We start from the raw sequence: 25,701 nt of genomic DNA, 5'->3' as shown, positions 1-25,701 counted from the left end.
TGTTTCAGGTTCTCATTAAAATTTGTTGTTTACAAAAGTTATTAGATTCCGAGATAAATTCGGAATGACGTCAACACAGTATTTATGACTAAAAAATCAATAAATTAAAATAAAGAATTACTATAAATATTCTTAACTCGCAAAAACTAATAATGCCAAAAAATAGAGGAAAAGAAGGTTCAGATGATCGATTATTTGGACAAGAATTTATGCAGCGTAAGATAAAAGAAGCAGTTTACGATATGTCGTTTCTATTAGAACGCGGCTATGGAGAAGCTTCTTCTTGTGAATTAGCTGGAAATCGTTACAAGTTGAATAAGCGTCAACAACAAGCTATAAAAGGAATGTCTGCAGCAGTATCAGCTGTAAAAAACAGAAAGGAAAAGCAAATTTCGAAAGAGAATTTGATCGGTAAAGAAATCATAATTGATGGTTTTAATCAAATTATATTATTGGAAAGTATTCTTTCTAATGCGTATGTTTTTGAAGGAAAAGATGGAGCTTATCGTGATTTGTCTTCTTTACATGGAACTTATAAAAGTGTAAATCAAACTGAAGAAGCAATACATTTAATTGGTGATTTCTTTCAAAAATATAAGGTAAAAAAAGTAGTTTGGGTTTTCGATCAACCAGTTTCTAATAGTGGTAGAATGAAAACTAAATTATTGACTATTGCAAAAAAACATGATTATAATTGGGATGTAATCTTAGAAAATAATCCAGATAAAGTAATTGCAAACAGTGAATCTGTAGCTATAACTTCAGACGCTTGGATATTGGATCGCGCATCTATTTGGTTTAATTTAATAGCTGAATTACTTCCAAAAGATTATAAAGCATTAGTTTCTTGTTAGATTACAATTTTCAAATTCTAAAAAATATTGCATATTTGCATTAGAAATGAAACAAGAATCATTACATAACACAATTCAAATATCGAGAAAAGATGCTGGTGTTTATCTAAATTGGATGAACGCAGAAAGGACGTTATGTAATTATTTCAGAAGAAAATAGAGATTAAAAATAAATAATAATTCATAGTAAAAGCGTCCAATTTTTAAGTTGGACGCTTTTTTTTGTAAAAAATGATAAAAAATCTTAGAAAGTTAAAAAGCAAACACATAGTCGATGCTAAATCAACAAATAACTAGTAATCAAAATAGTAACAAGTTTGTTGTGTATCCGTAAAACTACGGACAGGGAATTTATTGATTTATTTTGAGTTAAATGTTTGATTTTTAAGTTTTTGTGATTTGTGTATTTGGGATATTTAACACATATTTGCACCACGAAAAAATTAATTCATAAGAAATGCTAAAAATGAATAACATCCAAGATTGGAATACTAATAAAAGAGCACAAATAAATAGTGCAAGTATTGTTATGGAGTTATTTCAAATGAAAATCAGGAGGTATAGACAGTAAAAAGTTTAGTATATAAATTTTAAAAGCACCTCCGAAACGAGGTGCTTTTTTTATTGTCAGTATTAAAGAAAAGTGTTTTAAAGAGTTAATGAAAACGTAGAAGCATAAAGGAATGTTTAATAGCAATGAGTTCGAATCTCATCTTCTACACAAGCGCGCGAAAAGAGAATTAGTAATTATTAAAAAATTAAGATCATGTTTAAGAAATATAACAGTATTGAAAACACATATCGTGAAAAACAAATTGAGCAAGTTTATCTTCATGGATATGATAAAGAAAAATATGTAGTTCAAGAAAAAGTGCACGGATCTAACTTTTCTTTCATTACAGATGGAGAAGTAATTCAAGTCGCAAAACGTAGTGGGTTAATTGCTGAAGACGAAAAATTTAACAACTACAAATACGTACTAGAAAAATATAGAACAGCTATTGAAAAACTATACGTACTTGTTAAAGAAAAATATCCAACCATAGCTGAAGTTACGGTCTATGGTGAAATCTTTGGAGGTAGTTACGAACATCCAGAAGTACCAAAATCAAAAGGAATGTCAAGAATTCAAAAAGGAGTTTTTTACACACCTGATAACGATTTTTATGCTTTTGATATTCGTATCGATCAAGATGTGTATCTAAATGTAAATGAAGCGAATGAACTTTTTGAAACCGTTGGACTATTTTATGCAAAATCACTTTTTGAAGGTTCATTTAAAGATTGTCTAGCATATTCAAACGAGTTCGATTCAAAGATTCCAGGTTGGCTTGATCTTCCAGAGATTAAAGATAACACTTGTGAAGGTGTAGTAATTAAACCTGTAATAAGTAAAATTTTTAAAAATGGAACACGAGTAATCTTTAAAAACAAAAACGAAAAATGGTCTGAACGTTCACATGCAACAACACGAGTTAGAAAAACTACTGTGGTATCATTTTCAGATAAAGAAAAGGAAACACTAGAAAAACTAATGAGTTACATTAACGAAAACAGACTAATGAACGTGCAAAGTAAACTTGGTGATTTTGAACCAAAACAAACTGGAAAAACTATTGGTTTACTATCTCAAGATGCTTTTGTAGATTTTAAGAAAGATTACGAAGATGAGTGGAATACTATTGAAAAAGAACGTCAAAAACTATTTACTAAAGTGCTTAACAAAGAAGCTGTTAGTTTAGTTAAAGAAGTACTTTTATTCAAGTAAAGTAACGTCAACCTGAACTTGTTTCAGGTTCTCATTAAGTAGAATTAATTATTTAAAAATAATTTCGAATTAAATTCGGAAACTATTAAAATTAGAAATGTAGTTTAAAAGACAAAACAATGGAAAATACCCAAAGATGCAAGTAAAAATCTTTCCATTTCTAATTTTTTAAATTGCTACGTAAAAAGAATACGTAGTAATAAATTAAGTTTGCTGTGTTATTCAATAAAACATGAAAAAAGAAGAATTACATATTAAACTATTAGCTTTGCAAAAAAAGTTAATTGAAAAAGAAGAAAAACATTATTTAACGTATTGTAAAGAAGAACATTTGACGTGTTTCATATCTAATTTACATAGTTATTATTCAGATGCTAATTTTTTAAATACGCTAACTTTACCATATTTCGAAGAAGAAATTCAAAGTGATAGAAAAGCTGCCTATGAACAGTTTCTATTTTTGTTTGAGATAAATGAAGTTGATGAATTAATTCAAAGATTTCAACATACAGATATTACCGATTTTCTTTTGGTTATAGGGCAACGTTTAACATCAGCAACAGATAACACTATAAACGCACTTCCACCTTTAAATGGAGATGTTTTTAAAGCTAGTTTTGAGCAGTATAATATACACGTTACTAAAGCAGTTCGAGCTTTTGAAAAACATTCAGAACGAACAACAAATAACTTTTGGGGTAGAGTAGAAGGAAATCCGAAGCAGAAAGAAGAAAAGGTAAAAGAACTGATACAATATTTGCTACATCATAAAACTTGGTGGAATGTATTTTATCATTTTAAACACGAGTTGATTTATGAAGTTCGTATTGCTTCTGGTCACGGAGCAAGATGGAAAAAAAGCAATTTAGAATTTATTGGTTTTGTAGAACCTTTTCTAAATTCAGAAAATGAAAAATAATAGTATTTTAGCCTAAAAGAAAAAGTATTTTGTTATATATCATTAGTACTCTTATTATCCTTTTTTTAGTATACAAATCAATTACTAAAGAAAAAGTTGAACCTAAAACTAATACTGTTGAAATTCAAAAACATTGGTGTACAATATTAGAAGAAAATGTACTGTTTTATCAACAATTAAATACAGAAGATCGTTTACATTTTAAGAAACGAATTCAGACTTTTTTAAATCGTGTAGAAATTGTTGCGGTTGATTTTGAATTAGAAGATTTAGATATTTTGTTAGTTGCGGCCAGTGCTATTATACCAGTTTTTGGTTTTAATAATTTTATGTATCCTAATTTAAAAACTGTGATTATTTATCCAGATTATTTTAATGAAGATTTAGAATTTGAAGCAAAGTCAAAAAATAAAATTATTGGTGGATTAGTTGGAAATGGACGCTTTGAAAATAAAATGATTCTATCGAGAAGAGCTTTACACCACGGTTTTTCGAACAAAACTGATAAAGGAAATACCGGAATTCATGAATTTGTTCATTTACTTGATAAACTAGACGGAAATATTGACGGTATTCCTAAAGCATTATTAGACAATAAGAATTTATTAGTTTGGCTAGATTTAGTTCATGATAAAATGGAAGATATTAATAACGATGATTCTGATATTAGAAATTACGGAGGTACTTCTAAAGAAGAATTTTTTGCTGTAGCCAGTGAGTACTTTTTTGAACGACCAATGTTATTGAAAAGGAAACATCCGAAGTTATATCAAATGTTAGATGATTGCTTTACTGTAGATTAAAAAAATTAAATGGGATAGTAGTTTAAATGGAGAAAAACTAGGTGTCCGGCTAGACCCAGATGCGAGTTCGAGTCTCGTCTATTCCACAAAGAAAATCATATGGAAACATATCAATTTACTCAAGAAGAATGGGATAATTGCATTAAAGTACTACAAACTTTAAAAGACAATCCTTTTCATAATCCAGATAATCAATTGTTTTCTGGTTTAATTACTAAGATTCATAAAAAAGCGAAAAAGCAAAAGAGTTATGAGTCTACTCAGGAAAGATTAAAACACGATTTAAATGTTTTAAAAGAATCTACTATTTTCAAAAATGCAATTCGTAATGAAACGTTATATGCTGAAGGTGAATTGAACACTACTAAAGAATTTAAGTCGATAAATAAACCTAAGAATTGTTATGTCTGTAATGTACAGTACAATAAAGTCCATTTTTTTTATAATAGAATGTGTCCGAATTGTGCTGAAGAAAATTATGAAAATAGATTTAAGAATATTGATTTAGAAGGAAGAAACGTAATTATCACTGGAGGAAGAGTAAAAATTGGTTATGCAACAGCTTTAAAAATATTACGAGCTAATGCAAATGTTGTAGTTACAAGTAGGTTTCCAGCTTCAGCTTTAGATCAGTTTAAAAAAGAAGAAGACTATAATGATTGGAAAGATAAATTAATAGTTTACGGCTTAGATTTAAGAAACTTAACAGCAGTTAAAGAGTTTATTAAATTCTATAAGTCTAGTTACAGTACTTTAAATATTTTAATAAATAACGCAGCACAAACTATTAAATACAACGACACATATTACACACCATTAGTTCAACAAGAGCAGAAGTTGCTTTTAAATTCTGATGAAAATTTGTGTATTGCTAATACAACTTCAGTATTGCAAGAAACCAATTTATTAGTGAACTCTGAAGAATATCAGGATTTTAAAATGAATAGATTTGGACAGCCTATCGATACTAGAGAAAAAACAAGTTGGAATTCAACTTTAGAAGAAGTGTCTATGTACGAATTATTAGAAGTTAATTTGATTAATCAGATATCACCTTATTTTTTGATTAAAGAATTAACACCTTTATTCTCAAAATCTAAGTTTAATAAACGATTCATTATTAATGTAACTTCTTCTGAAGGACAATTTAGTTACAATAATAAAACGATTTTTCATCCACATACAAATATGACAAAAGCAGCATTAAATATGATGACTAGAACTTCTGGTAAACAGTTTGAAAAAGATCATAATGTTTTGATGTATGCCGTTGATGTAGGTTGGATTTCTACAGGAGCAAAAGAAATTTTACGAGAAAAACAGTTTAAAAGAGGCTATATTCCTCCTTTAGATTCTGCAGATGGAGCAGCTAGAATTTTACAGCCAATTTTAGAAGGAATTCAAGAAAAACCTATATTAGCTGGAACATTGCTGAAAAATTACAAAATAGAAAATTGGTAATATGAAGATAGTAGTTCAATGGAAGAATATATGCCTGTCACGCATAAGGTTGCTGGTTCGACTCCAGCCTATCTTCATTTTTTAAAATAAAAGAAAGAGGTAAGCTAATTGGAAAGCAGCGGAATGCTAATCCGATGATGTTGGTTCGATTCCAACCCTCTTTCTTTTTAAAAAAATTAAGACTATGAAACATTTATTAGAAAAAACAAATTCAATAAGCATTTATACATAATACGCTAACGAAAAAAGGTTCAAATTTTTAGAAAAGAGAAATAAAGTCTAGTTTTACAGAAGTATAACTTATTAAAAAATTAAGAATTGTTATGGAAAATAAGTTGACAAAACAAGAAATACTTATTAATCAGGCTGTAGAATATTTCCAACAAGGAGATCATTCTTTAGGTTATAGAATACTACTTGATGCAGCTTTACACACAGATGATGTTAATGTTTTTAAAGAAACATTAAATTTTGTAGCGCTTTATGAAAATGAAACACAGGATAAATCGACTTTAGAAGAAGATTTTTTATCATGTGTTACGATTATTAAGAATGTTCCTATTGAAGATAAAAATGTTATTGGAAATACCATTTTAGAAGGAAAATCAATTGTAAAAGAATACAATAGAGGAAAATTTAAATTAGGACCAATTGATGTAACTCTTAAAAGAGGTGATATTTATGGTTTAGTAGGAGAAAATGGAAATGGAAAAACAACATTACTTACTATTTTAGGATCCTTAATTGAGAAATCATCAGGATCATTATCATACTCTTTTCTAGATGCAACTTCAGATCTTTATGATTTAAAATCGAAGTTAGTTTACATACCACAAAGAACTTCTAAATGGTATGGAAGTGTAATTGACAATTTAAAATTTGCTTTGGTTCATCACGGAGTGACAGGAGAGAAAAATCACTTACTTGTACATATGATGATTGCTCGATTTGGCTTATGGAAATACAAAGATTTAAAATGGAGTGAATTATCATCTGGATATAAAATGCGTTTCGAACTGGCCAGAACAATGCTAAGAAAACCAGAAATTGTTTTATTAGATGAACCGTTAGCTAATTTAGATATCCTTGCTCAACAGGTAATTTTAGAGGATTTAAAAATGTTAGCAAAATCACATGTAAATCCGATTGCTATGATTTTTTCTTCACAGCAATTATATGAAGTAGAAAAAGTTTCAGATGAAGTAATTTATTTAAGAAACGGAAAACCTACCGACCTTTTAGGCATAAATACTGATGAAGAAAACAAACTAATAATAGAGTTAGATACTACAAATTCTAGAGAAGAAATAGAAAAGGTTTTTGAAGAATATGATTTAGAGCAAATAGAATATAATGGAGGTGTCTACATTATTTATTTTAAAGATAATGACATTACTTTCAATACAGTTTTATCAATTATAGCTTCAAACAATTTTAAAATTCAATACATAAGAGATATCTCTAAATCAACTCGAAGATTTTTCGTGTATTAAAACTTACCTATGAAAACGATAAAAAAAATAAATAAATACTTAGTAGAACATTATCCTTTAATTTGGAATACAAGGTTGGTTTGGATGTTAGCTTTGGCTGTAATACTCCATTTAGGATTCTTTATTGCTGGTTTTCTATCAATTAATTCACAGGAAAATGTAGCTGCGCATTATACTTTATCAGGATTTTATTATGATTCTCCAGCTCTATTGATCGGATCTTTAATTTCCATAGTGTCACTTTTATTGTGGATTATCTATTATTTGAAAAATAATGCTTTTAAAAGTTTATATCCGTTTAAAAAAGGTAAGCTGTTCTTACAGTTTTGTATCACATTTGTAATTCTATTTACAAACATCACACATTATTATTCTTATAAAAAAGGTGTCGTTACCAAGATTAAAAAGCTTTACGATTGGAATGAAATTGATACAGATATCAAAAAGTTTAATAATGCTGCAATTTTCTTCCTGAAAAATAGAACAAACTATGATATTGAAGAAAAACAGTATCCACATCCTTTTCCTTTAGAATCTGTTTCAACAGATAGTAAAAGATTTTTAGGTGTTAGAATTGATACTACCAAACCCTATTTAAAATATAATGATAAGTATTATCAATTTTATAAGCTTGATAAAGATTTAATAGCAAAAGATATTGAGAATAATGCACATGCTTTTGATGATGTTTATAACAAAAAGGAATATGCGGTTGATAGAAATCCTTTTAGATATCGAAATGTGTATGATGTTACTCCGTTTAAAAACTTATTTGTTCCGAACTTATATAACTATTCTCAAGAGTTTATAGATTACGGACAAACTAATACTGATTCTAAAAAAAGAGTAAAAGATTATTACAATCTTTTATCTAAAAAAGATAGTAATAGTATAGAAAACGAATTGAAAAAATTCTTTGTACTTGCTGAGAAATATAATGTAAAACATAACTTGAATATCAAAGATTGGCTGTATTTAATTAATCTTGAAAACGATTATAAGTATATTATAAATATTAAAGATCGTAAGCCTGATGAATATCAAGAAGAAAAATTTAGATACAGTTATTTTAAACTGAAAACTAGAATAGATACTATAGCTATTCCTATAAATATCAGTAAAAAAGAACAGTTATATTATGATCGATTCCAGAAAACAGAAGACAGAAAAAGTATTTTGAAAGAAACAGAATATGAAGAATATTTTAAAGAAGTTCCGTATTGTGATTTTGGAAATTTAAAAACATTTTTCAAGAATGTTCACAGTTCATACAATACAAAATTTGATGTAGACAGTTTATATGTATTTATAGTAATGTCAATTTTAGTAGCATTATTGTTATTTACATTCAAAACAACCAGTATCAGAAATATTTTGTTGAGTGCTGTTGCTGCTTGTGTAGTTATGATTTTTGGTATTTTAATTATTTACATTTTAGATAAATATTTAAGAGTAGATAAAACTATTGGAATACTCGCAGCATTGTTAATTAACATTTCACTTGTCGTTTTGTCTATAATTGGTTTAACAAGAAAATGGAAGAAAGGTTTCGTGTCTATCTTATTTACATTGGCGCAATTTGCAATTCCATTAATAGTATTATTTTCAATTTTATACTATAAACAAATACTTAGTTATCCTCAAAGAAATAAAGATCCATATGTATTATGGTTCGATGAATACGGATTTTGGTTTACGATTGTTGTATGGATATTAGGAATTTTCTTGTACAGTAAATCAATAAGAAATTGGAGAGCTTGGACTGAATAAGTTTTAATTAAGTTGAAATTTAATGAATAAAAGGATTTCTAAAATACCTAATAATGTTCAAGATAGAACTTCTATTGCTTGGAAAAAGTTATGTGAATATGTAGATAAACTTGCAGAAAGTAACACAGAAGAGTTTTCACCAAGAGAAGCTCTTGGTAATGAATTGTTCTCTCAAATTTATACTTTACCTGAGTCTATAGCTAAGCTTAAAAACGTAAAGAAAATTGATTTATATGGTAGTAATTTAAAGCGAATTCCACCAGAAATAGGAGAGATGCAATCACTTGAATCTTTTGATCCTTATGCATCTTATGATTTACATTGGTTTCCATTTGAAATATCTAAATGCAAAAATCTAAAAGACAGTCGTATTAGCACAAGAACTCTTTATGGGAATTACAAAAACCGTATGGGATTTCCTAGATTAAATCATAACCCTATTCGATATCATGGTGATACTTTAAAATGTAGTGTTTGTAATAAACAGATGAGTTATGAAGAAACGAATCAAATGTGGATTACCGCCAAAGTAGGAACAGATATTATTCCAATGTTGGCTAATTTATGTTCCAAAGAATGTGAAAAACAACTTCCTAAGCCTCCAGAATATTATGTGCAATCTCCACATAAAGGAGGTGCAGATTTAGTACAACCAGACATGGGTGAATTTGAATATATTGAAGCTGTATATGAAACGGTTACTATGAAAAAAGCCCAAATTAAGAAAGAAGTATCAAAAGACAACAGATCTAAATTTTTAAAATTTTTACACAAACTATTTTCGTGAGAGTATTAGTCCGTTTACTTTATGAATTTAAAGATGAAACTATAGAAGTAGATTCTAAAGAAGAAATAGTTTCTATTATTGAGAAGATTAAATATACAAGAGTATTTCATGTTTTCGTTTATATTTTAAGCTATGTGGATCAGCGTAAAACCATTGTACTAAAAAAGAAAAACGACACAATTCTTGTTGAATATTTAGATAATAACAAAGTTACTTTTTCAGAATTTCAAATTGCTTCTGTGGATTCTTTCTATGGATATTTAGATAACTTCTTAGAGAAAAATTTAAATGATACTGAAGAGTTTTTTGAAAGTAAAACTCTAAAAAAAGAAATTTCGAGTAATGAAAAGTATCGTATTTGGAAACAAAACTACACGCAAACTGAGAAAATAGAACGAAAAAAGAAGTGGATTAAAGCTTTTATAGTAATTGCATTATTTCCTTTTTTTATTTACATAGGAAATCTTATATACACAGGCGATTATAAGTTTATCGGCCAGGATACTGAAATAGTTAAAGCACATATTTATCAAACTAATTGGTCTCATGCCAGACATGGAGGTTATTATCAACGTTTATATTACAAGTTTGAATGTGATGGTAAATCTTTTAAAGATATTACCAGAATAAATAAGTACGTTGGAGAAAGAAAGATAGGTGATTCCATAGTTCTAAAAGTATCAAAATCTAATCCAATGCGCTATGTAATTAAACAATATATTACTACTAAATAGTTTTTGAAATTTAATTTAAAAAGAAAGTAGCATATTTGTTCTTCGATTGAAAAGAAATTGTATTGAAAAATAAATTACTATGAAACCTAAAAATCATAAAGCATTAAGAGAGAAAGAAGTTCGTAAAATATATAGACAACTTGATGTACTATATGAAAAAAGATCTGAGTTAAAATTAATAAAGTTAGATAAACCTTATCGACATGGTTGGTTTAAAGAGCTAATTATAACTACTAATGTAGATAAATATGCTAATAAAGAGCATATAGAAGAAGTATACAGATTAGTAGAGAAAAAAGTTTGGGCTAAAACTAAGGAAGAAGCAGAACGAAAATGGAGATTTCAGATTTCTAAATATTTAATCAATAAAGAAGTTCCTACGATTAATAAAAAACAATACAACAGGTTGAGTAACGAAGCTAAAAAATTATGCATTCCTTTTCAATATTACACTGAAAGAAAAAACTTAAGAACTCGTTTTTATGTTAAAATACCTAAAGGAGCTTATAAAATAAAATTCACAAGAGCTTATGTAACTCATACTCGAAATGTAGATCCGCAATTAGATAAACAAATCGCTTTTTTAAATCAAAAGTTAAAAAGTAAAGGATATTACGAAACAGAAAGAAAATTATTTCCTTGGTTAACTTACGATGATTGGCCTAGTTATAGAGAAAGTAGGCAAGAAGGTAAGAGAAAAGTCAGAGATTTAAAAAGTAAAGGAATCAAATACTTAATGAATGAAGCTTGTTAAAGGCTTTATTTTATCGATTTCTACTTGTTTGAATTTAATTTTAAATCAATCTAAGTCCTTAAATCAAATAAAATTGTCATATTTGCTGACATATTTATTAACGCAAAAAACAAAATATAACCTATGCTAATGCAATTTAATCACATATCGGACGCTCAAAAGCGATTTTTATGGAGTTACAAATAGGTTATTGTAGTATAAAATCACTTAAAAGCGTCCAAGTTGTAAAATTTGGACGCTTTTTTTATGAAAAAAATGTAGCCCTTTGAAAAAAGAGTCAATAGTACTACATAACTCAATTACAATAGATTAATTATCTGAAGAAATTCGGACAGGATTTTTATTCTCTTGATTTGTTTTAAGTGATTGACTTTCAGTAAAATAAATTCATTTTTTTCTTGCGTAATAAAAAAAAGCCTCACATCTTTGCATCGCAATTAAAGCAAAAACAAAATATCGTTTTAATAACTTTATTATAATGGTTAGGGGAGTCTAACTGATATAAAATAAAAAAAGGAGTTAAAATTTAACACATAAAAAACGAAGTAAAATGTTCAATTTAAGAAAAGACATCGGTGTAACAAGAGAACTAGGTTCTTATGCACAACAGCTTCGTGACTTCATTCATAAATAGTATACAATATGTTTAAAGTCCGAAGCCCAAAACAAAGTTTCGGATTTTTAATACTACACAATTCCGTTTAGTTTATTACCATTTCCGAAACAAACAGAGCAACGTTTAATAGGAAAATAATTGAAACCAGAACATAAAAAGTCGAAAAGGCTTAAAGAGGTTCGTGGTATCTGGAAAAAACAACGTCAAATTTGGAAACAAAAACAAAGTTTAGGTTATATAAAACTTGAAAAACCAATTCGACATGGTTGGTTTAAAGAGATTGTTATAACTCAAAACGTAGATCGATATAAAAACAAGAAAGAGATTCTTGAATTATACGATGTAATAGAGAAGAAATTTTGGGGTAGAACCAAAGAAGAAGCAGATCAACAATGGTTTGATCAAATTTCAAAATATCTGATCTATAAAGATTTTCCAACAATCAGTAAACGTCAATTCAACAGATTAAGTTATAAAGCACAAAAGATGTGCACTGTGTATTCGTACAGAACAGAAGATAAAAAGCTTAGAAAAAGATTTTATGTACGAATTCCTAAAAGCGCCTATCGTATAAAATACACGAGAGCTTATATAACGCATTCTAAAAGAATTGATCCAGCGTTAGAAAGTGAAGATGCTTTACTTGATAACAAGTTGTTAAGAAACGGATACTACAAAGCAAACGCAAAATTTTGTGGTTGGAATCGAAAAGATTATTGGACAACCCAAGATTTTACAAAGGATAAACTTAAGGCTAAAAAACAATTAAAAGCTTTACAAAACTATCCTATAGCAGCAATTTTAAATGGGAAAGTAACATGGGAAAGAGATTAAAAGGAAAAGACCTAATCAATTTAGGATTTCCACAAAACAATAGCATAAACATCGCCTTAGGGCAAATTAACCGATACAGAAAAAAGGAAAAGAAAGAGCGCATTTTAGAAGAAGCAAAAGACGTGTTGCTTCATCCAGAAAAATATCAGGGAAATGCGATTTGGGGGAAAGTTGCAGAAGGTTTAACAAAACCAGTAGAAGTTAGAATGCATCAATTACGAAATACAAGAGCTCCATTTTCAATTTATGGAGAAAACGAAATTGATGATCAAGCAAAGTATCAATTATACGATGCTTTAAAATTACCAATAGCAGTGCAAGGAGCATTAATGCCAGATGCACATTCGGGATACGGTTTGCCCATTGGCGGAGTTTTAGCTACAGAGAATGCAGTAATTCCATATGGTGTGGGATTAGATATCGGTTGTAGAATGGCTTTAAGTATTTATCCAATGAAAGCTTCTTATATCAAAGGAAAGCAACATCAAATGGAGAATATTTTAAAAGAGCATACAAAGTTTGGAATGTATGAAACACATGATAAAAAACAAGATCATGAAATATTTGAACGTAGTGAGTTTCGAGATATTCCATTAGTAAGGCGCTTAAAAACAAAGGCATTTAGACAATTGGGAACTTCAGGAAGTGGAAATCACTTTGTAGAGTTCGGAATTGTAACGATAACTGATGAAAAAAACGAGTTTGATTTACCTGTTGGTGAATATGTGGGATTATTATCTCACAGTGGATCGAGAGCTTTAGGAGCTAATATAGCAAAGCATTATACCTATTTAGCGAGTAAACAATGTCCGTTACCAAAAAATGTTCAGCATTTAGCTTGGTTAGATTTAAATACACATGACGGACAAGAATATTGGTTAGCTATGAATTTAGCAGGTGATTATGCAAAAGCTTGTCATGATAATATTCACAAACGAGTAGCAAAATTACTAGGTGTAAAACCGTTGGCAATGGTTGAAAATCATCACAATTTTGCTTGGAAAGAACAAGTAAACGGAGTAGAACGAATTGTACATAGAAAAGGAGCAACTCCTGCCAGTAAAGGAGAATTAGGGGTAATTCCTGGATCTATGACAGCACCAGGATACATTGTTCGAGGTTTAGGTAATGAAGAAAGTTTACAATCTGCATCACATGGAGCAGGGAGAAAGCATTCTAGAAGAAAATGTAAAGAGAAGTTCACCAAAAGTGACATTAAGCATCAACTGAACATGAATCAAGTGAGTTTAATTGGAGGTGGAATTGATGAAGCGCCAATGGCATATAAAAACATAAAGAAAGTAATGGCAAATCAACAAGAATTGGTAGAAGTTGTAGGAACTTTTACACCGAAAATTGTACGAATGGATAAGTAATACAATTATCATTATTCATTAATCAAAAAACAATTAAAAACTGTCAGTTCGAGCATTATCAAATTCAAAAGAGATTTTGAATGTAGATAGCTTACAAAGTAAGTCGAGAACTATTTATAAAACATAAATCGTCATTACGATGAGTGTAACAAAGTGGAACGAAGAAGTAATCTGTTCCTCGATTAACAGATTGCTTCGTTTCCTTCTATATAATTCAGGAGAAACTCGCAATGACATAAAAAAGAAAGAAATCATGTGTAGATATTCAGCTTATAGTTATAAATCTCATTACGCTTGTTTTAATTGTAAAAAAGGATTTAAAAGAAGATTGTTAATTGATATAACTGAAAATAAAAAAGCAAAGAGTAAGGAATTTAATTGCCCTCAATGTGGTCAACTTATGGTTAATGTAGGTAAAGATTGTGAGGTGCCAAAAAAATTTCAAAAACAAAAATGGAAAGTTTTAAAAGTTCTTTCAGATTTGGGAATTAGCTATCATTCTTGTGGATGTTCTGGACCGGGATATATACCTAAAGAGTTAGATGAATTAAAAGTTTATTTAGAAAAAAACAAAAGTCAATACGAACAGTGCTATCAATCTTTGCTTAAAGAAGAAATCTATAATCAAGTCGAAATTAAAAAACGAAATGAAAGCTTAACACATTTGTCAAAAAAAGCAAAAGAAATAGAAGGAGTAATAAAAAGTTTATAAAACTAGTTTTTTTATAAATCAAAGGAAAAAGAATAACAACAACATAAAAAAATAAAACTATGGGAGCACAACATAACACAAAAAGATACGGAGAATTATGGCCTGATTACCGTATAGAATTAGGCTTAAAAATATTAGAAAAATTAAAACAATGGATTGTTATTTCTGGAGGTTGGGCCTGGCATTTTATGTCAGAAATGAATCATAAGGAATACAAGCATGCACATGATCATAAGGATATAGACATTTTTGTGAATCCTAAAAATGTAGGAATTGTAATGCAAATTTTATTAGATGAAGGATTTGAAAAAGTTTGGACTCGTTACGATCATATGCCTAGCCAAGAGAATTTTAGACGATACGAAAAAATAGAGTGGTTACCAACAGGAAGAGAAGTTAGAATTACAATCGATTTCTTTGAATCTAAAGCCATAGCAACAACTGAAGTTAATGGTTGGAAAGTAGTTCAGCCAGAAACGTTATTAAGTTTTTATTCAAACATTCATTCAAGTGATAAATGTTGGGCAGTAAAAACCGCAGTAAAATTAGTATCAGAAGGAAAAAATCCAATAGGCAATCCATTGTTATCAAAAATGCCCTAGTCTTTTGGCTTAGGAAAATAACATGGAAACAAAAACAATTCAATTTACCGCAGGTCGTGGTCCTGCAGAATGTACTTGGGTAGTTGCTAAAATATTAAAAACGTTCCTGAAAAAATTAGAAGAAAATAAGTTTGATTATACGATTCTTCAAAAAGAAAATGGGAACGAAAATGGAACTGTTCAATCGGTTACGATTCAAATTGAAGGTAAAAGCTTGACTTCATTTTTAAAAGAATGGTTAGGCACTATTCAATGGATTGGCACATCAACATTCAGAAAACATCACAAACGTAAAAACTGGTTTATCGGTTGTTTTGAATTAAAAATGAAAAACAAAATTACTGTAGATGAAAAGCAAATAGCATTTCAAGCCATACGAAGTTCTGGTCCTGGAGGACAACATGTAAATAAAGTAAGTTCTGCGATTAGAGCAAAACATATTCCAACAGGAATTCAAGTATTAGTATCAGAAAGTAGATCACAGCATCAAAATAAAAAGATAGCAATACAGCGATTAAAAGAGCGTGTGGTAGCAAATAATATCGAACAATTACAGCAATCGGTACAACAAGAATGGGAAAATCATTTGAATATAGAAAGAGGAAATCCAGTACAAATATTTACTGGAACAGATTTTAAAATTCAAAAACAGAAAAAGAAAAATTATAAATCAAAACGTAATCAATTAAAGAATGATTTGCGTAGAGAGTTGAATTAAAATCGTCATTACGATATACAAAGTGAAGAAAAAGAAGCAATCTGTTTATTTCACAATGAATTTAGTCTATAAAGTAACAGATTACTTTGTTTTACTCGCAATGACAACAAAATTGAAACAACATGAAAACACTAACTAATAACTACATATTTAAAGCATTAGATGCATATCCATATGATTTAGAAGAAGCTATGGAAGCTTTAACCTATGCCTTAGCTTATGACGAGAAAAACACAATGGTGTTAGGTTTACTAGGGCGCATTTATGCAGAAAATTTGTATGACTATGAAAAGGCGAAAAGTTACTTTGCTGAAGCTTTAGCTGAAGATATTAATGCATTCCATATTTATCCACATTATGTAAACGTGTTACTATGGAATGAAGATTTAGATGAAGCAGAAAAGTTAATAGATTTTGCTTTAAAAATTAAAGGATCAGATAAAGCTGTTCTATATGTGGGTAAAGCCAGATTATATGAACAAAAAAGAAATTATGAAAAAGCATTAGACTTTTTAAAAGAGGCAAAAGTTCATACGTATAACGATAGCTATATGTACACGATAAATCAGCATAAAGATAGAATTAAAGATAAAGTTCCGCGGAAAAAGAAGAAAAATAAAGAAAAAGAGAATAAGAAGGGAACTAAATCAAAAAAGGGAAAGAAAAAGAAATAATTGAATTGAATTTAAAAAGAGAAAGAAATGAGAAAGGAAGTATTACACAGATTTTTACAGAACACAGATTCCACGGGAAGATTTATGGTACAATCTAAAGTTACTGGTGTAACTTATTTTGTTGAACCGATTTATAATGGTAAACCCGACAAATTATGGGAAGACGTAAATCCTGCAACAAAGAAGCTAACAGGAGATTATGGTAATGCTAGAAAAGGAGCCATAAAGCCTACAGAATCTTTAATTACAGAAGTAAATGGTTTTGTAAATATTGATGTTTTTAAAGGAAGTCCATTAGCAGAAATTGATCGTAGAGATAAAATTTATGAAAATAAACAGAAATAATTTTTACTACGCAAAAACGATGCGCAATACGATTCAATATTTGCAGTGTAATTATGAAAAAGAGCAATACTTAATCAAATTGCTTACTGAAAAAGAAATAAAGATCTATGAAATTGAAAAAGATGAAGGGGGAAGATTGAAAAAGAAAAAACGCCTCATCATGACGAGGATTATGATGAGGCAAAATTAAAAGTTCATTAACATTATAAAATAGTTCGGTAGCTCAGAGGTAGAGCAACAGAAAAATACTATTCGCTATGAAAAAGCAATAATAGTTCCTATGAAAAAGATCCAAACTGTGTGTCGCAGGTTCGATCCCTGCCCGAACTACAAATACTGACTAAGAAAGTTCCTATTTAACATTAGCTGTCACCTAAATATTACTTTCCGTTAGTATTATCAGACTCAGTAGCTCAATTGGATAGAGCATTAGACTTTTGTTTTACTATTCGCTGTAACGGCATAAATGGTTCCTATATTCTAGGGTTGCAGGTTCGAGTCCTGTCTGAGTCACAAATCGACAAAAGAAGTTCCTATAAAAATCACAATTAAAGGAAAAATTACTTCTCGTTGATTATTAAAGACAAAAAGAGTTCCTATATACCGGTTCGATTCCGGAACATGTTTAGGTTCATTTTACTCTTCGTCTTTTTTTAAAACATAGGTAAAAGGTGTTCCTATATATTCCATTAAATACACCTCACTTATAAATATTATGAAAATGAAAACATTAAAATTGTTTAACGCTGTAATAGCAAAAGAATCAGAAAATAATGATCGTCCGTTTATCTCTAAAGAAGGATTCATTATAGAAAAAGACGCTTTATGGGCAAAAGATAAAATAGAAGAATTTTATACTCGTGAACAGTTAAGCGGAAACGATTTAAACAAAACTTTCCATAAATCTTGGGATAAAATTAAAACAAGCACACGATTTGAATTGTATGTTGAACAAATACAACATTATATTTCTACTTACGGAAGTAATTTTAAAAGTGAAATTTATATTCCTTCAGAAGTTTTAGATGTTCCAGATTTAAAGTTAGTTTATAAAGTAATTAAGGCATATACAGTTGAAGAAATGACAGAAAAATGTTTATCATTGCTACAATCGGGTATTGCTTTAAAAGAAGAAACTATAGATGATATTCTATCAATTTTAGTAGACGAATTACAGTATGAATTTACTGGAAAAGAACAAATAAAAAATAAAGAAGCAATTGTTAAGATTGCCGATGTATATCAAGTTTATCCAGAAAGTGTAGTAGAGTTTTTCAGATATATAATTTATAGAACTACAGACACTACATTATTAATTAAAAATGAAGAATTAATTCAAGCGATTAAAGACAGTTCTTATAATCCGTCAATAGCTTTTAATAAATTCGGATTAGAGCGATTAGCAGAAATTTTTAATCGATTCAAACCATTGTTTTTAGCTTATAAAAATAGAGCGCCTAAAACAATTAATAAGATTAGTAAATTATCTAAAAAATATCACAAACCATTAACATCTAATCCATTAAATGAAGTAACATACTCATTATTGCTAGAAAAAGATATTCATTGGTTAGATAATGCAACACCATTTGCTTTATTTAAAGCATTAAGCGCTTGTTATATCAGAAAAAATGGTCAAGATACCTTTATGTATCGTATAAGAAATGGTAAATCTTGGGTAAAACCAGGGCGTTCAACTTATGCAAGTGACTTAAATTATGATTTCTTACTGGCATACTTAAAAAATAGATTCAATTTATCTGAGCAAAAAATATTTATTCCAAAAGATATAGAATATGCTTTACCAACATCAGAAAAAATGTACGTAGGAAATATCCCAACGGGAACAAAGTTCTATGGAGAAAAATTAGCTGTTGGTGTGTACTGGGAAAATAAATGGGGAGCTTATGATTTAGATTTATCAGGAATCAATATTGGAGGTAAAGTAGGGTGGAACTCTACTTATAAGCAAGGTAATGGAGATTTAATGTATTCTGGAGATATTACTGATGCGCCAAATGGAGCTGTAGAATATTTATATGCCAATACAGGTTTAAATGCACCAACTTTGGTTAATAACAATGTTTACTCTGGAAGACAAGATTGTGATTATAAAATAATTGTTGGTAGAGGAGATGGTATAAAAAATGAATACATGATGAATCCAAATAAATTATTTGTAGATATCAAATGTAATTCTGTACAAAAGCAAACCATTTTGGGTATGATTTTACCAGAAGAAAATCAGCAATCGTTTGTATTATTAAATTTTGGAGCAGGTCATGCAAGAGTTTCTGGTAATTCAGAAATTTCAGACTTAGCCACAAAAGCTTTATACCAACAATGGAATAATCCACTAACATTTGAAGCTATTGTTGATGAATTAAGTGGAGAACTTGTAACGAATAGAGAAGAAGCAACTTATGATTTTTCTTTAGAGGTACTTGAAAAAGATAGTTTTATCAAAATATTTAATGAAAATGAAATTAAGAGGAAATAAAATAATTGTAATAGATATAGAAGCCACTTGTTGGAATGGTAAAGTTCCAGCAGGACAAGTAAATGAAATTATAGAATTTGGTATTAGTGAATTAGATATCGAAACAGGAGAAATTTCAAAAAATAAAGGAATTTTAGTCAAACCAGAACGTTCAGAAGTAAGTCCGTTTTGTACAGAACTGACTACTATCACTCAGGATTTGTTAGATAAAGAAGGTATTTCATTTAAAGATGCTTGCCGACAAATTCGAGAAGATTATAACGCTAAAGAATATGTTTGGGCAAGTTATGGAGCCTATGATTTAAAAATGATTAAGAATCAGTGTAAGATCAGAGGTGTAGAATACCCTTTATCGCAAGAACATGTTAATGTAAAAGAACTTTTTACAGAAGTAAAAGGTTTGCGACGCAAAGTTGGCATGAAAGGAGCTTTACATATTTTGGATATTCTTTTAGAAGGAACGCATCATAGAGGTGTAGATGATGCAAAGAACATTGCAAAAATTTTGCATTGGTGTTTAAGAAACTCATAGTTTCAATTTAGTTAAATCTTTAGACAGTTTTTGTCTAGAGATTTTTTTATTGGTCTCAACTAAGGGTCTAAAACCCTGCAATTTTATTGCAGCACTTTCAGTTATATGAAAAATTAATACCTTTCAGATATGGAAAGATCACTACGTAAAGGTTCTCATACAGTAAGTAGGTTAACCTGTCATATAGTTTGGGTTACAAAATATCGTTATCAGATATTGAAAGGAGATATCCAGGTTCGTTGTCGAGAACTTCTGATGCAAATTTGCGATGCAGAGAACGTATCGATTTTAAAAGGAGTAGTTAGTTCAGATCATATCCATATGCATATAGAATATGCACCTAAACAAAGTGTTAGCTATTTAGTAAAGCAGCTGAAGGGTAGAAGCTCTCGTAAACTTCAACAAGAATTTAGAAAATTAAGTGATCTTTACTGGGGGAAACATTTTTGGGGAGCTGGCTATGGTGTTTGGAGTACAGGCAATATTACAGATGAGATGGTTAATGAGTATTTAGAGCATCATAGAAAACCGAACTCGGATAATTCTAATTTTATATTAGAATAAAAAAGGGGGACTTTTAGTCCCCAGTATAATAAACCTCTGTACTTTCAGTACAGAGTGATTTAGTTAAAAAGTATACCTAAATCCAAAAGTAGGTGTGTCATCTAAAACTCCTGATGTTATTTGGAGTTGTGCATTTTTATCATAAGGTTTGGTAAATAAATAACTAAAACCATAACCAATTGCAGCTCCAGCTAAAACATCCCAACCGTCATGTTTTTTAGATTCAATTCTAGAAAAGCCTACATAACTCGCGAGAACATAAGCAGGAATCCCATATTTCCATCCATATCTTTTTTGAATAAAAGTTGCACTAGCAAATGATATTGAAGTGTGACCTGAAGGAAAACTATTTAAACTTTCTCCATTAGGACGTTCTTTATCTATAATTAATTTTAAAAGTGAAGTAACTGCAACAGTTCCTACAAACGACTTTGTAAATTGTAAAGTTCCTTTTTGTTCATCTTGCCAAATAAAAGTAGAAGTTAAAGCAATAGCTGGTAATAATCCGACTAAAACATCTCCAGTTGTTTTATGAAATTGTTGCGAAGAACTTAACGGAGCTTGTGATTGAACAGTACTATTTCCAGATAGAAATACTAAAATTAGAATTAATTTAAAGAATACTTTTATAGTCATACAGGGTTTTCGGGGTTTTATTAGGTAAAATAAGCACCATAAAATACAATTTTAAATATTAAATGATATACTTATTTGATTAATAACTTAAAAAACAGCTCTGTATTATATCTTTTTAAAGTAAAATATGAAGTGAAATCAATAAAAAAATGATGAAATCTTTAGTCATTTTCAAAAAATGAAGTAATATTGCACTACTAATGAAAACAATAAGTATACATATCAGCAATCAATCAGAGCTTTGTGCTTATGATTTTCGTCCAGGATTAGGCGAAAAAGGATGCTATGTATACAAATTTCAAGAGTTATTTTGAATGAAATGAATAATAAATAAATACAAATACTAGCGTCCAATGTAAATTGGGCGCTTTTTTTATGAAAAAAATTGAAAGAAAATGTTAGACTAAAAGAAATTAAAATAAAAGCATAAAAAAACTGAAAACAATTGAGAGACAGACTTTTGTAAACAAGTATAATATCCGTTGAAAAACGGACAGGATTTTTATTGCTTAATAATGAGGTTAAATAACTGATTTTCAGTAAAATAAATTAATTTTTTTCTTGTGTAATTAAAAAAAGGATTTCATATTTGCAGTGTCAAAAACAACAAGACAAAACAAAATATAAAAAGAATAAATAATAAAAATGTATCAAACTGAACAACATATAATTTCAACAAAGAATAACTATATATTAGTTCAGTATAATACGAGTAACAGAAATAACATGAAACAATATTCACTACATAACACAGCCAATCATTTAGGATTCTGTTTACCGGAATGTGGGTCACTGTTTAGTGGATCAGATTTAGATTTTAGTTATAAAAAGGAGATAGATTATGAAAGTATATTGTGATATACATTCATTTAAAAAGATAAAAAGCATCTCCTTATCAAAGTGAGATGCTTTTTTTATGCTATGAAAATTTGGAAGAGCAAGCCAATTTGGTGGTGGCCACGGTCTTGAAAACCGTTCGGAGTTAACGACTCGTGTGGGTTCGAATCCCACTTCTTCCGCAAAAAAAACTCTGTTCGTATAACGGCAAGTACGCCTGACTTTCTATCAGGAAATAAGGGTTCGATTCCCTTACAGAGTACAGATTAATTAACAGTGAACAGTAATAACTCATTAGTTAAAAATTGATAACTGTTTATTAGAAATTGACAAGGTGGCTGAATGGTTTAAGGCGACAGACTGCAACTCTGTTTTTTGTGAGTTCGAATCTCATCCTTGTCTCGATGATTGAAATAACTTCAAACTAGTTTGAAAGTTATGAAGATCCAAAGCTAGACTAAATGAGATAGCAAAGCAATCTCATCCTTGTCTCGATGATCATTGACATATTTACGATAACGTCATTCCGATGAGGAACGAAGAAGGAATCTATTTATTTAATCCTGAATTTAGTTCAAAAAATAACAGATTGCTTCATTTCATTCACAATGACGTTAAATTGAAAAGGAAGTATTGAGCAATTGGTTGGCTCACCAGACTGTAAATCTGGTCTCTTCGGAGCTTGTAGGTTCGAGTCCTACTACTTCCACAAATCAGTGAACAATAGTCAATAAGCATTTCATAATGAAAAAATGTTATTTGATAACTGTTCACTAATAATTGAAAAAGCATCTATAGTGTAATTGGTAACATAGTAGACTTCCAATCTTCAGTTTCGAGTTCGAGTCTCGATAGGTGCTCTAAAATACGTTTATAGTGTAATGGTAGCATCTGAGTCTCCAAAACTCAGGGTTAAGGTTCGAATCCTTATGAACGTGCAAACAAGCATCTATGGTGTAAAGGATAGCACAAGAGATTACGAATCTCTAAGTCTAAGTTCGAGTCTTAGTAGATGTACAATTTTCTCCACTGGCCAAAAGGTAAAGATTAATGAGCAAAACGTTTTTTGAGAAATTAAGAACGAAGTTCACGTTTAAGCCGTGTGAATTCTTGGTTCGAATCCAAGGTGGAGTACAATGTTCAGTGAATAGCGAACAATGATTAATAAAGAAACTAATCATCGTTTACTAATAATTGATCACTGAAAAAAGGTTCATTGTGGTTAATGGCTAACCTTCCCGACTGTCTCTCGGGAGATACGAGTTCGATTCTCGTATGAACCGCTAAAAACTAGAGATATAACAATTGGTTGTTTACCTGCTTTGGATGTAGGAGGTTGTAGGTTCGAATCCTGCTCTCTAGACTAAACCTAGAAAGAAGGTGTGTGTATGGTGACTTAGCGTTAAAGAAATTAATTGGCTGTTAAAAATTAACATTAAAGTCACCGAAATTGAGGTATAACTCAGCTGGTAGAGTATCGTGCTGTTAACACGGAAGTCTTGGGTTCGAATCCCAATGCCTCAGCAAAAAAATGATCAGTAAACAGTAATCAATTTACAATTATCAGTGATCAGTAAGTAAAAAAATGATAATTGTTTACAGATAACTAATCATTGAAAAAGCAGGAATGGCGGAACTGGTATACGCGTCAGATTTAGAATCTGAATTTTGAGAGTTCGAATCTCTCTTCCTGTACAAATTAAACCTGTGATGTAATGGTTAGCATACAAGACTTTGACTCTTGTTGTATAGGTTCAAATCCTATCAGGTTTACAAATGGTGGTTTTAGTTTATGTGGTAAAATATCTCACTGTGAATGAGAAGAACAGGGTTCGAATCCCGAGATCACCCCAAAATTCAATGAATAATTAACAGTTATCAGTGATCAATAAGTAAAAATGATAATTACTACTGATAACTGATCATTGAAAAAGGAACAATAGCAAAGTTGGTCAATGCGTCGGACTGAAAATCCGAAGATACAGGTTCAAATCCTGTTTGTTCCACTAAATAAAATGCAAAATGAATGAAAAATGAAAACTGTAAAACAAAAATGGAGAAATTTCAGCGGTAAAGAGTTCAACGAACCAATTACAACAATTATTGAAAAAGCGATTGTTAGAGAACAAAAAGAAGGGCATCGTTTAAAAATTTGTGTTGGATCAGATTCACAAGCTTATAAATCACATGTTGAATATGCAACAGCAATTGTTGTATTACGTGAAGGAAAAGGTGGATTTATGTTTATGAGAAATCTAAAAGGAACAAAACAGATTAGTATTAAAGAAAGAATGCTTAAAGAAGTTACAATGTCTGTAGAAACAGCATATGCTATCTGTAACATTTTAGATAAATACAATGTTGCATTAGAAGTACATGCAGATATTAATACAGATCCTAAATTTCAATCAAACGTGGCTCTAAAAGATGCTATGGGATATATTTTAGGAATGGGGTTTGAATTTAAAGCTAAACCTTATGCATTTGCAAGTTCATCTTGTGCAGATAAAGTAGTATAATTTATAATAAGTTTTTATTACGCAAAAAGAATGCGCAATATGCAATAATATTTGCAGTGTAATTATGAAAAAGAAACCGATAAGAGGGGAAAATAATGAAAAGAAAAAGTAAAGCCTCACTATAACAAGGAGTATGGTGAGGCAAAATTAAAAAGACAATATGTAACCAAATATAAATGCCTCTTTAGCATAAAGGGAAGTGCTGTGGTAAAAGGTTATTCGTAGCCATGGAGTGATTGGATATTGTTGTTAGTAATTTGCTTACTAATGAATAGAATTTGCAGAAGCACCGAATTACACAAGATGTAGAGTAGGGAAGCGCATTTAGAGCCAATCTGCCTTAATAAGGAGTATCAGTTCGAATCTGATAAGAGGTACAAAAGTTCATTGAAAATTTAAATTGTCATTTAGAAGAAACTGAGACAAAACAATCTATAAAATTAATACATAGATTATTTCACTTTCTTCTTGATGATAGAAAAATATCAAGCGAGTCTTGTTGGGTGTTTCAGTATAGCACTATTGTATGCATTCTTGCAGTTTTGTATGAGTAATGCATGTACAACTTGACTTGAAGGTTTTGATTATTCACCAAAAAATAATCTTATTCTATAGGTCGCGGGTTCGATTCCCGCCATAAACTTGGGGTTTATGTAGTTTAGTTAGGTTAGAACGATAGAGTTAATTAGTGTGGGTTCGAGTCCCACTACTTCCACATTTGGAGGTATGGCGAAATAGGTAGACGCGCTAGACTGAAAATCTGGTTAAAATGGAAAGCCGAAAGGTAAGCCGGTTCGAATCCGGTCTTAAACTCGAGATTACGACTCTCGCTGGTTTTTGTTTGCACAGGTTCGATTCCTGTTAGAGTTAAAACACTCTATAGCTCAGAGGTA

The 25,701-nt window shown here is 29.9% G+C and carries 22 protein-coding genes and 19 tRNA genes; 40 read left to right on the top strand and 1 reads right to left on the bottom strand.

All coding sequences use genetic code 11. From position 1 onward, the window contains the following. Nucleotides 1–152 precede the first annotated feature (152 nt). The 25 genes from Q1A15_RS07635 to tnpA all read left to right on the top strand — a co-directional run bounded on the left by Q1A15_RS07635 (nt 153) and on the right by tnpA (nt 20,816). Nucleotides 153–854, top strand: coding sequence for a DUF434 domain-containing protein (locus Q1A15_RS07635; RefSeq protein WP_299621244.1), 702 nt, complete (start codon nt 153–155; stop codon nt 852–854). A 766-nt stretch (nt 855–1,620) separates the two neighbouring features. Next, complete coding sequence (locus Q1A15_RS07630) at nt 1,621–2,622, top strand: RNA ligase, Rnl2 family (protein ID WP_299621241.1); 1,002 nt, start codon at nt 1,621–1,623, stop codon at nt 2,620–2,622. Between the two features lie 232 nt (nt 2,623–2,854). Next, nucleotides 2,855–3,541 (top strand): hypothetical protein, encoded by a 687-nt coding sequence (locus tag Q1A15_RS07625; protein WP_299621238.1) that lies wholly within the window; start codon nt 2,855–2,857, stop codon nt 3,539–3,541. A gap of 29 nt (nt 3,542–3,570) precedes the next feature. Continuing rightward, complete coding sequence (locus Q1A15_RS07620; protein WP_299621235.1) at nt 3,571–4,344, top strand: M90 family metallopeptidase; 774 nt, start codon at nt 3,571–3,573, stop codon at nt 4,342–4,344. Nucleotides 4,345–4,355: 11 nt separating this feature from the next. Then, nucleotides 4,356–4,430, top strand: a tRNA-OTHER gene (locus Q1A15_RS07615). Between the two features lie 13 nt (nt 4,431–4,443). After that, on the top strand, nt 4,444–5,805 hold the full coding sequence (locus tag Q1A15_RS07610; RefSeq protein ID WP_299621232.1) for an SDR family oxidoreductase: 1,362 nt from the start codon (nt 4,444–4,446) through the stop codon (nt 5,803–5,805). Nucleotides 5,806–5,808: 3 nt separating this feature from the next. After that, nucleotides 5,809–5,882: transfer RNA gene (locus tag Q1A15_RS07605), tRNA-Asp, on the top strand. Between the two features lie 16 nt (nt 5,883–5,898). Further along, nucleotides 5,899–5,969, top strand: a tRNA-Ser gene (locus Q1A15_RS07600). Nucleotides 5,970–6,128: 159 nt separating this feature from the next. Continuing rightward, the gene (locus Q1A15_RS07595; protein ID WP_299621229.1) at nt 6,129–7,298 is read left to right on the top strand and encodes an ABC transporter ATP-binding protein; all 1,170 of its coding nucleotides are present in this window, start codon (nt 6,129–6,131) and stop codon (nt 7,296–7,298) included. A gap of 9 nt (nt 7,299–7,307) precedes the next feature. After that, nucleotides 7,308–9,068 (top strand): hypothetical protein, encoded by a 1,761-nt coding sequence (locus tag Q1A15_RS07590; RefSeq protein ID WP_299621226.1) that lies wholly within the window; start codon nt 7,308–7,310, stop codon nt 9,066–9,068. A 22-nt stretch (nt 9,069–9,090) separates the two neighbouring features. Then, on the top strand, nt 9,091–9,855 hold the full coding sequence (locus tag Q1A15_RS07585; protein WP_299621223.1) for a hypothetical protein: 765 nt from the start codon (nt 9,091–9,093) through the stop codon (nt 9,853–9,855). Continuing rightward, nucleotides 9,852–10,589 (top strand): hypothetical protein, encoded by a 738-nt coding sequence (locus Q1A15_RS07580; protein WP_299621220.1) that lies wholly within the window; start codon nt 9,852–9,854, stop codon nt 10,587–10,589. Before Q1A15_RS07585 ends, Q1A15_RS07580 begins: the two co-directional genes overlap by 4 nt. Nucleotides 10,590–10,668: 79 nt before the next feature. Then, entirely contained in the window at nt 10,669–11,343 is a 675-nt protein-coding gene (locus tag Q1A15_RS07575; protein ID WP_299621217.1) for a hypothetical protein, read from the top strand. Between the two features lie 754 nt (nt 11,344–12,097). Further along, the gene (locus Q1A15_RS07570) at nt 12,098–12,793 is read left to right on the top strand and encodes a hypothetical protein (protein ID WP_299621214.1); all 696 of its coding nucleotides are present in this window, start codon (nt 12,098–12,100) and stop codon (nt 12,791–12,793) included. Then, complete coding sequence (locus Q1A15_RS07565; protein ID WP_299621211.1) at nt 12,778–14,169, top strand: RtcB family protein; 1,392 nt, start codon at nt 12,778–12,780, stop codon at nt 14,167–14,169. The genes Q1A15_RS07570 and Q1A15_RS07565 overlap by 16 nt, the downstream gene beginning before the upstream one ends. A gap of 328 nt (nt 14,170–14,497) precedes the next feature. Beyond that, nucleotides 14,498–14,881 carry a hypothetical protein gene (locus Q1A15_RS07560; protein WP_299621208.1) on the top strand — a complete coding sequence of 128 codons (384 nt, stop codon included), beginning with the start codon at nt 14,498–14,500 and terminating at the stop codon, nt 14,879–14,881. A 59-nt stretch (nt 14,882–14,940) separates the two neighbouring features. Then, a complete protein-coding gene (locus Q1A15_RS07555; RefSeq protein ID WP_299621205.1) occupies nt 14,941–15,483 on the top strand; it encodes a hypothetical protein in 543 nt (180 codons plus the stop codon). Between the two features lie 22 nt (nt 15,484–15,505). Next, nucleotides 15,506–16,201 (top strand): peptide chain release factor H, encoded by a 696-nt coding sequence (prfH, locus tag Q1A15_RS07550; protein ID WP_299621202.1) that lies wholly within the window; start codon nt 15,506–15,508, stop codon nt 16,199–16,201. Nucleotides 16,202–16,323: 122 nt separating this feature from the next. After that, on the top strand, nt 16,324–16,875 hold the full coding sequence (locus Q1A15_RS07545; RefSeq protein ID WP_299621199.1) for a hypothetical protein: 552 nt from the start codon (nt 16,324–16,326) through the stop codon (nt 16,873–16,875). 27 nt (nt 16,876–16,902) lie between these two features. Beyond that, nucleotides 16,903–17,220, top strand: a complete 318-nt coding sequence (locus Q1A15_RS07540; RefSeq protein WP_299621196.1) for a hypothetical protein — start codon at nt 16,903–16,905, stop codon at nt 17,218–17,220. A 212-nt stretch (nt 17,221–17,432) separates the two neighbouring features. Continuing rightward, a tRNA-OTHER gene (locus Q1A15_RS07535) sits at nt 17,433–17,550 on the top strand. 72 nt (nt 17,551–17,622) lie between these two features. After that, nucleotides 17,623–17,733: transfer RNA gene (locus Q1A15_RS07530), tRNA-OTHER, on the top strand. A gap of 208 nt (nt 17,734–17,941) precedes the next feature. Next, nucleotides 17,942–19,720 (top strand): hypothetical protein, encoded by a 1,779-nt coding sequence (locus Q1A15_RS07525; RefSeq protein WP_299621193.1) that lies wholly within the window; start codon nt 17,942–17,944, stop codon nt 19,718–19,720. After that, a complete protein-coding gene (locus Q1A15_RS07520) occupies nt 19,701–20,252 on the top strand; it encodes a 3'-5' exonuclease (RefSeq protein ID WP_299621190.1) in 552 nt (183 codons plus the stop codon). The genes Q1A15_RS07525 and Q1A15_RS07520 overlap by 20 nt, the downstream gene beginning before the upstream one ends. A gap of 129 nt (nt 20,253–20,381) precedes the next feature. Further along, nucleotides 20,382–20,816, top strand: a complete 435-nt coding sequence (gene tnpA / locus Q1A15_RS07515) for an IS200/IS605 family transposase (protein WP_299621187.1) — start codon at nt 20,382–20,384, stop codon at nt 20,814–20,816. A 63-nt stretch (nt 20,817–20,879) separates the two neighbouring features. On the opposite strand, the gene Q1A15_RS07510 is transcribed toward tnpA, so the two are convergent. Further along, nucleotides 20,880–21,452 (bottom strand): phosphatase PAP2 family protein, encoded by a 573-nt coding sequence (locus Q1A15_RS07510; protein ID WP_299621185.1) that lies wholly within the window; start codon nt 21,450–21,452, stop codon nt 20,880–20,882. A gap of 931 nt (nt 21,453–22,383) precedes the next feature. On the opposite strand from Q1A15_RS07510, the gene Q1A15_RS07505 reads away from it, so the two are divergent. The 15 genes from Q1A15_RS07505 (at nt 22,384) to Q1A15_RS07435 (ending at nt 25,614) form a co-directional block, all read left to right on the top strand. Further along, nucleotides 22,384–22,471: transfer RNA gene (locus Q1A15_RS07505), tRNA-Ser, on the top strand. Nucleotides 22,472–22,479: 8 nt separating this feature from the next. Continuing rightward, nucleotides 22,480–22,551 (top strand) — tRNA-Glu (locus Q1A15_RS07500). Between the two features lie 66 nt (nt 22,552–22,617). After that, a tRNA-Cys gene (locus tag Q1A15_RS07495) sits at nt 22,618–22,691 on the top strand. Nucleotides 22,692–22,915: 224 nt separating this feature from the next. Further along, nucleotides 22,916–22,998: transfer RNA gene (locus Q1A15_RS07490), tRNA-Tyr, on the top strand. Nucleotides 22,999–23,077: 79 nt separating this feature from the next. Next, a tRNA-Gly gene (locus Q1A15_RS07485) sits at nt 23,078–23,149 on the top strand. Nucleotides 23,150–23,156: 7 nt separating this feature from the next. Beyond that, nucleotides 23,157–23,227: transfer RNA gene (locus Q1A15_RS07480), tRNA-Trp, on the top strand. Nucleotides 23,228–23,234: 7 nt separating this feature from the next. Further along, nucleotides 23,235–23,306, top strand: a tRNA-Arg gene (locus Q1A15_RS07475). A 273-nt stretch (nt 23,307–23,579) separates the two neighbouring features. Beyond that, a tRNA-Pro gene (locus Q1A15_RS07470) sits at nt 23,580–23,652 on the top strand. Between the two features lie 88 nt (nt 23,653–23,740). Further along, nucleotides 23,741–23,813: transfer RNA gene (locus Q1A15_RS07465), tRNA-Asn, on the top strand. 97 nt (nt 23,814–23,910) lie between these two features. Continuing rightward, nucleotides 23,911–23,984: transfer RNA gene (locus tag Q1A15_RS07460), tRNA-Leu, on the top strand. A gap of 6 nt (nt 23,985–23,990) precedes the next feature. Continuing rightward, a tRNA-Gln gene (locus Q1A15_RS07455) sits at nt 23,991–24,062 on the top strand. 6 nt (nt 24,063–24,068) lie between these two features. Beyond that, nucleotides 24,069–24,142 (top strand) — tRNA-His (locus tag Q1A15_RS07450). Between the two features lie 80 nt (nt 24,143–24,222). Beyond that, nucleotides 24,223–24,295 (top strand) — tRNA-Phe (locus tag Q1A15_RS07445). A gap of 27 nt (nt 24,296–24,322) precedes the next feature. Then, the gene (locus tag Q1A15_RS07440; protein ID WP_299621182.1) at nt 24,323–24,808 is read left to right on the top strand and encodes a ribonuclease H-like YkuK family protein; all 486 of its coding nucleotides are present in this window, start codon (nt 24,323–24,325) and stop codon (nt 24,806–24,808) included. Between the two features lie 728 nt (nt 24,809–25,536). Continuing rightward, nucleotides 25,537–25,614 (top strand) — tRNA-Phe (locus Q1A15_RS07435). The last annotated feature ends 87 nt before the right edge of the window (nt 25,615–25,701 follow it).

It is taken from the genome of uncultured Tenacibaculum sp. (assembly GCF_947495995.1).
In the GTDB taxonomy this organism is placed as follows: Bacteria; Bacteroidota; Bacteroidia; order Flavobacteriales; family Flavobacteriaceae; genus Polaribacter.
The sequence above is the reverse complement of the archived record's forward strand: the minus strand, read 5'-3'. Positions and strand labels throughout refer to the sequence as shown.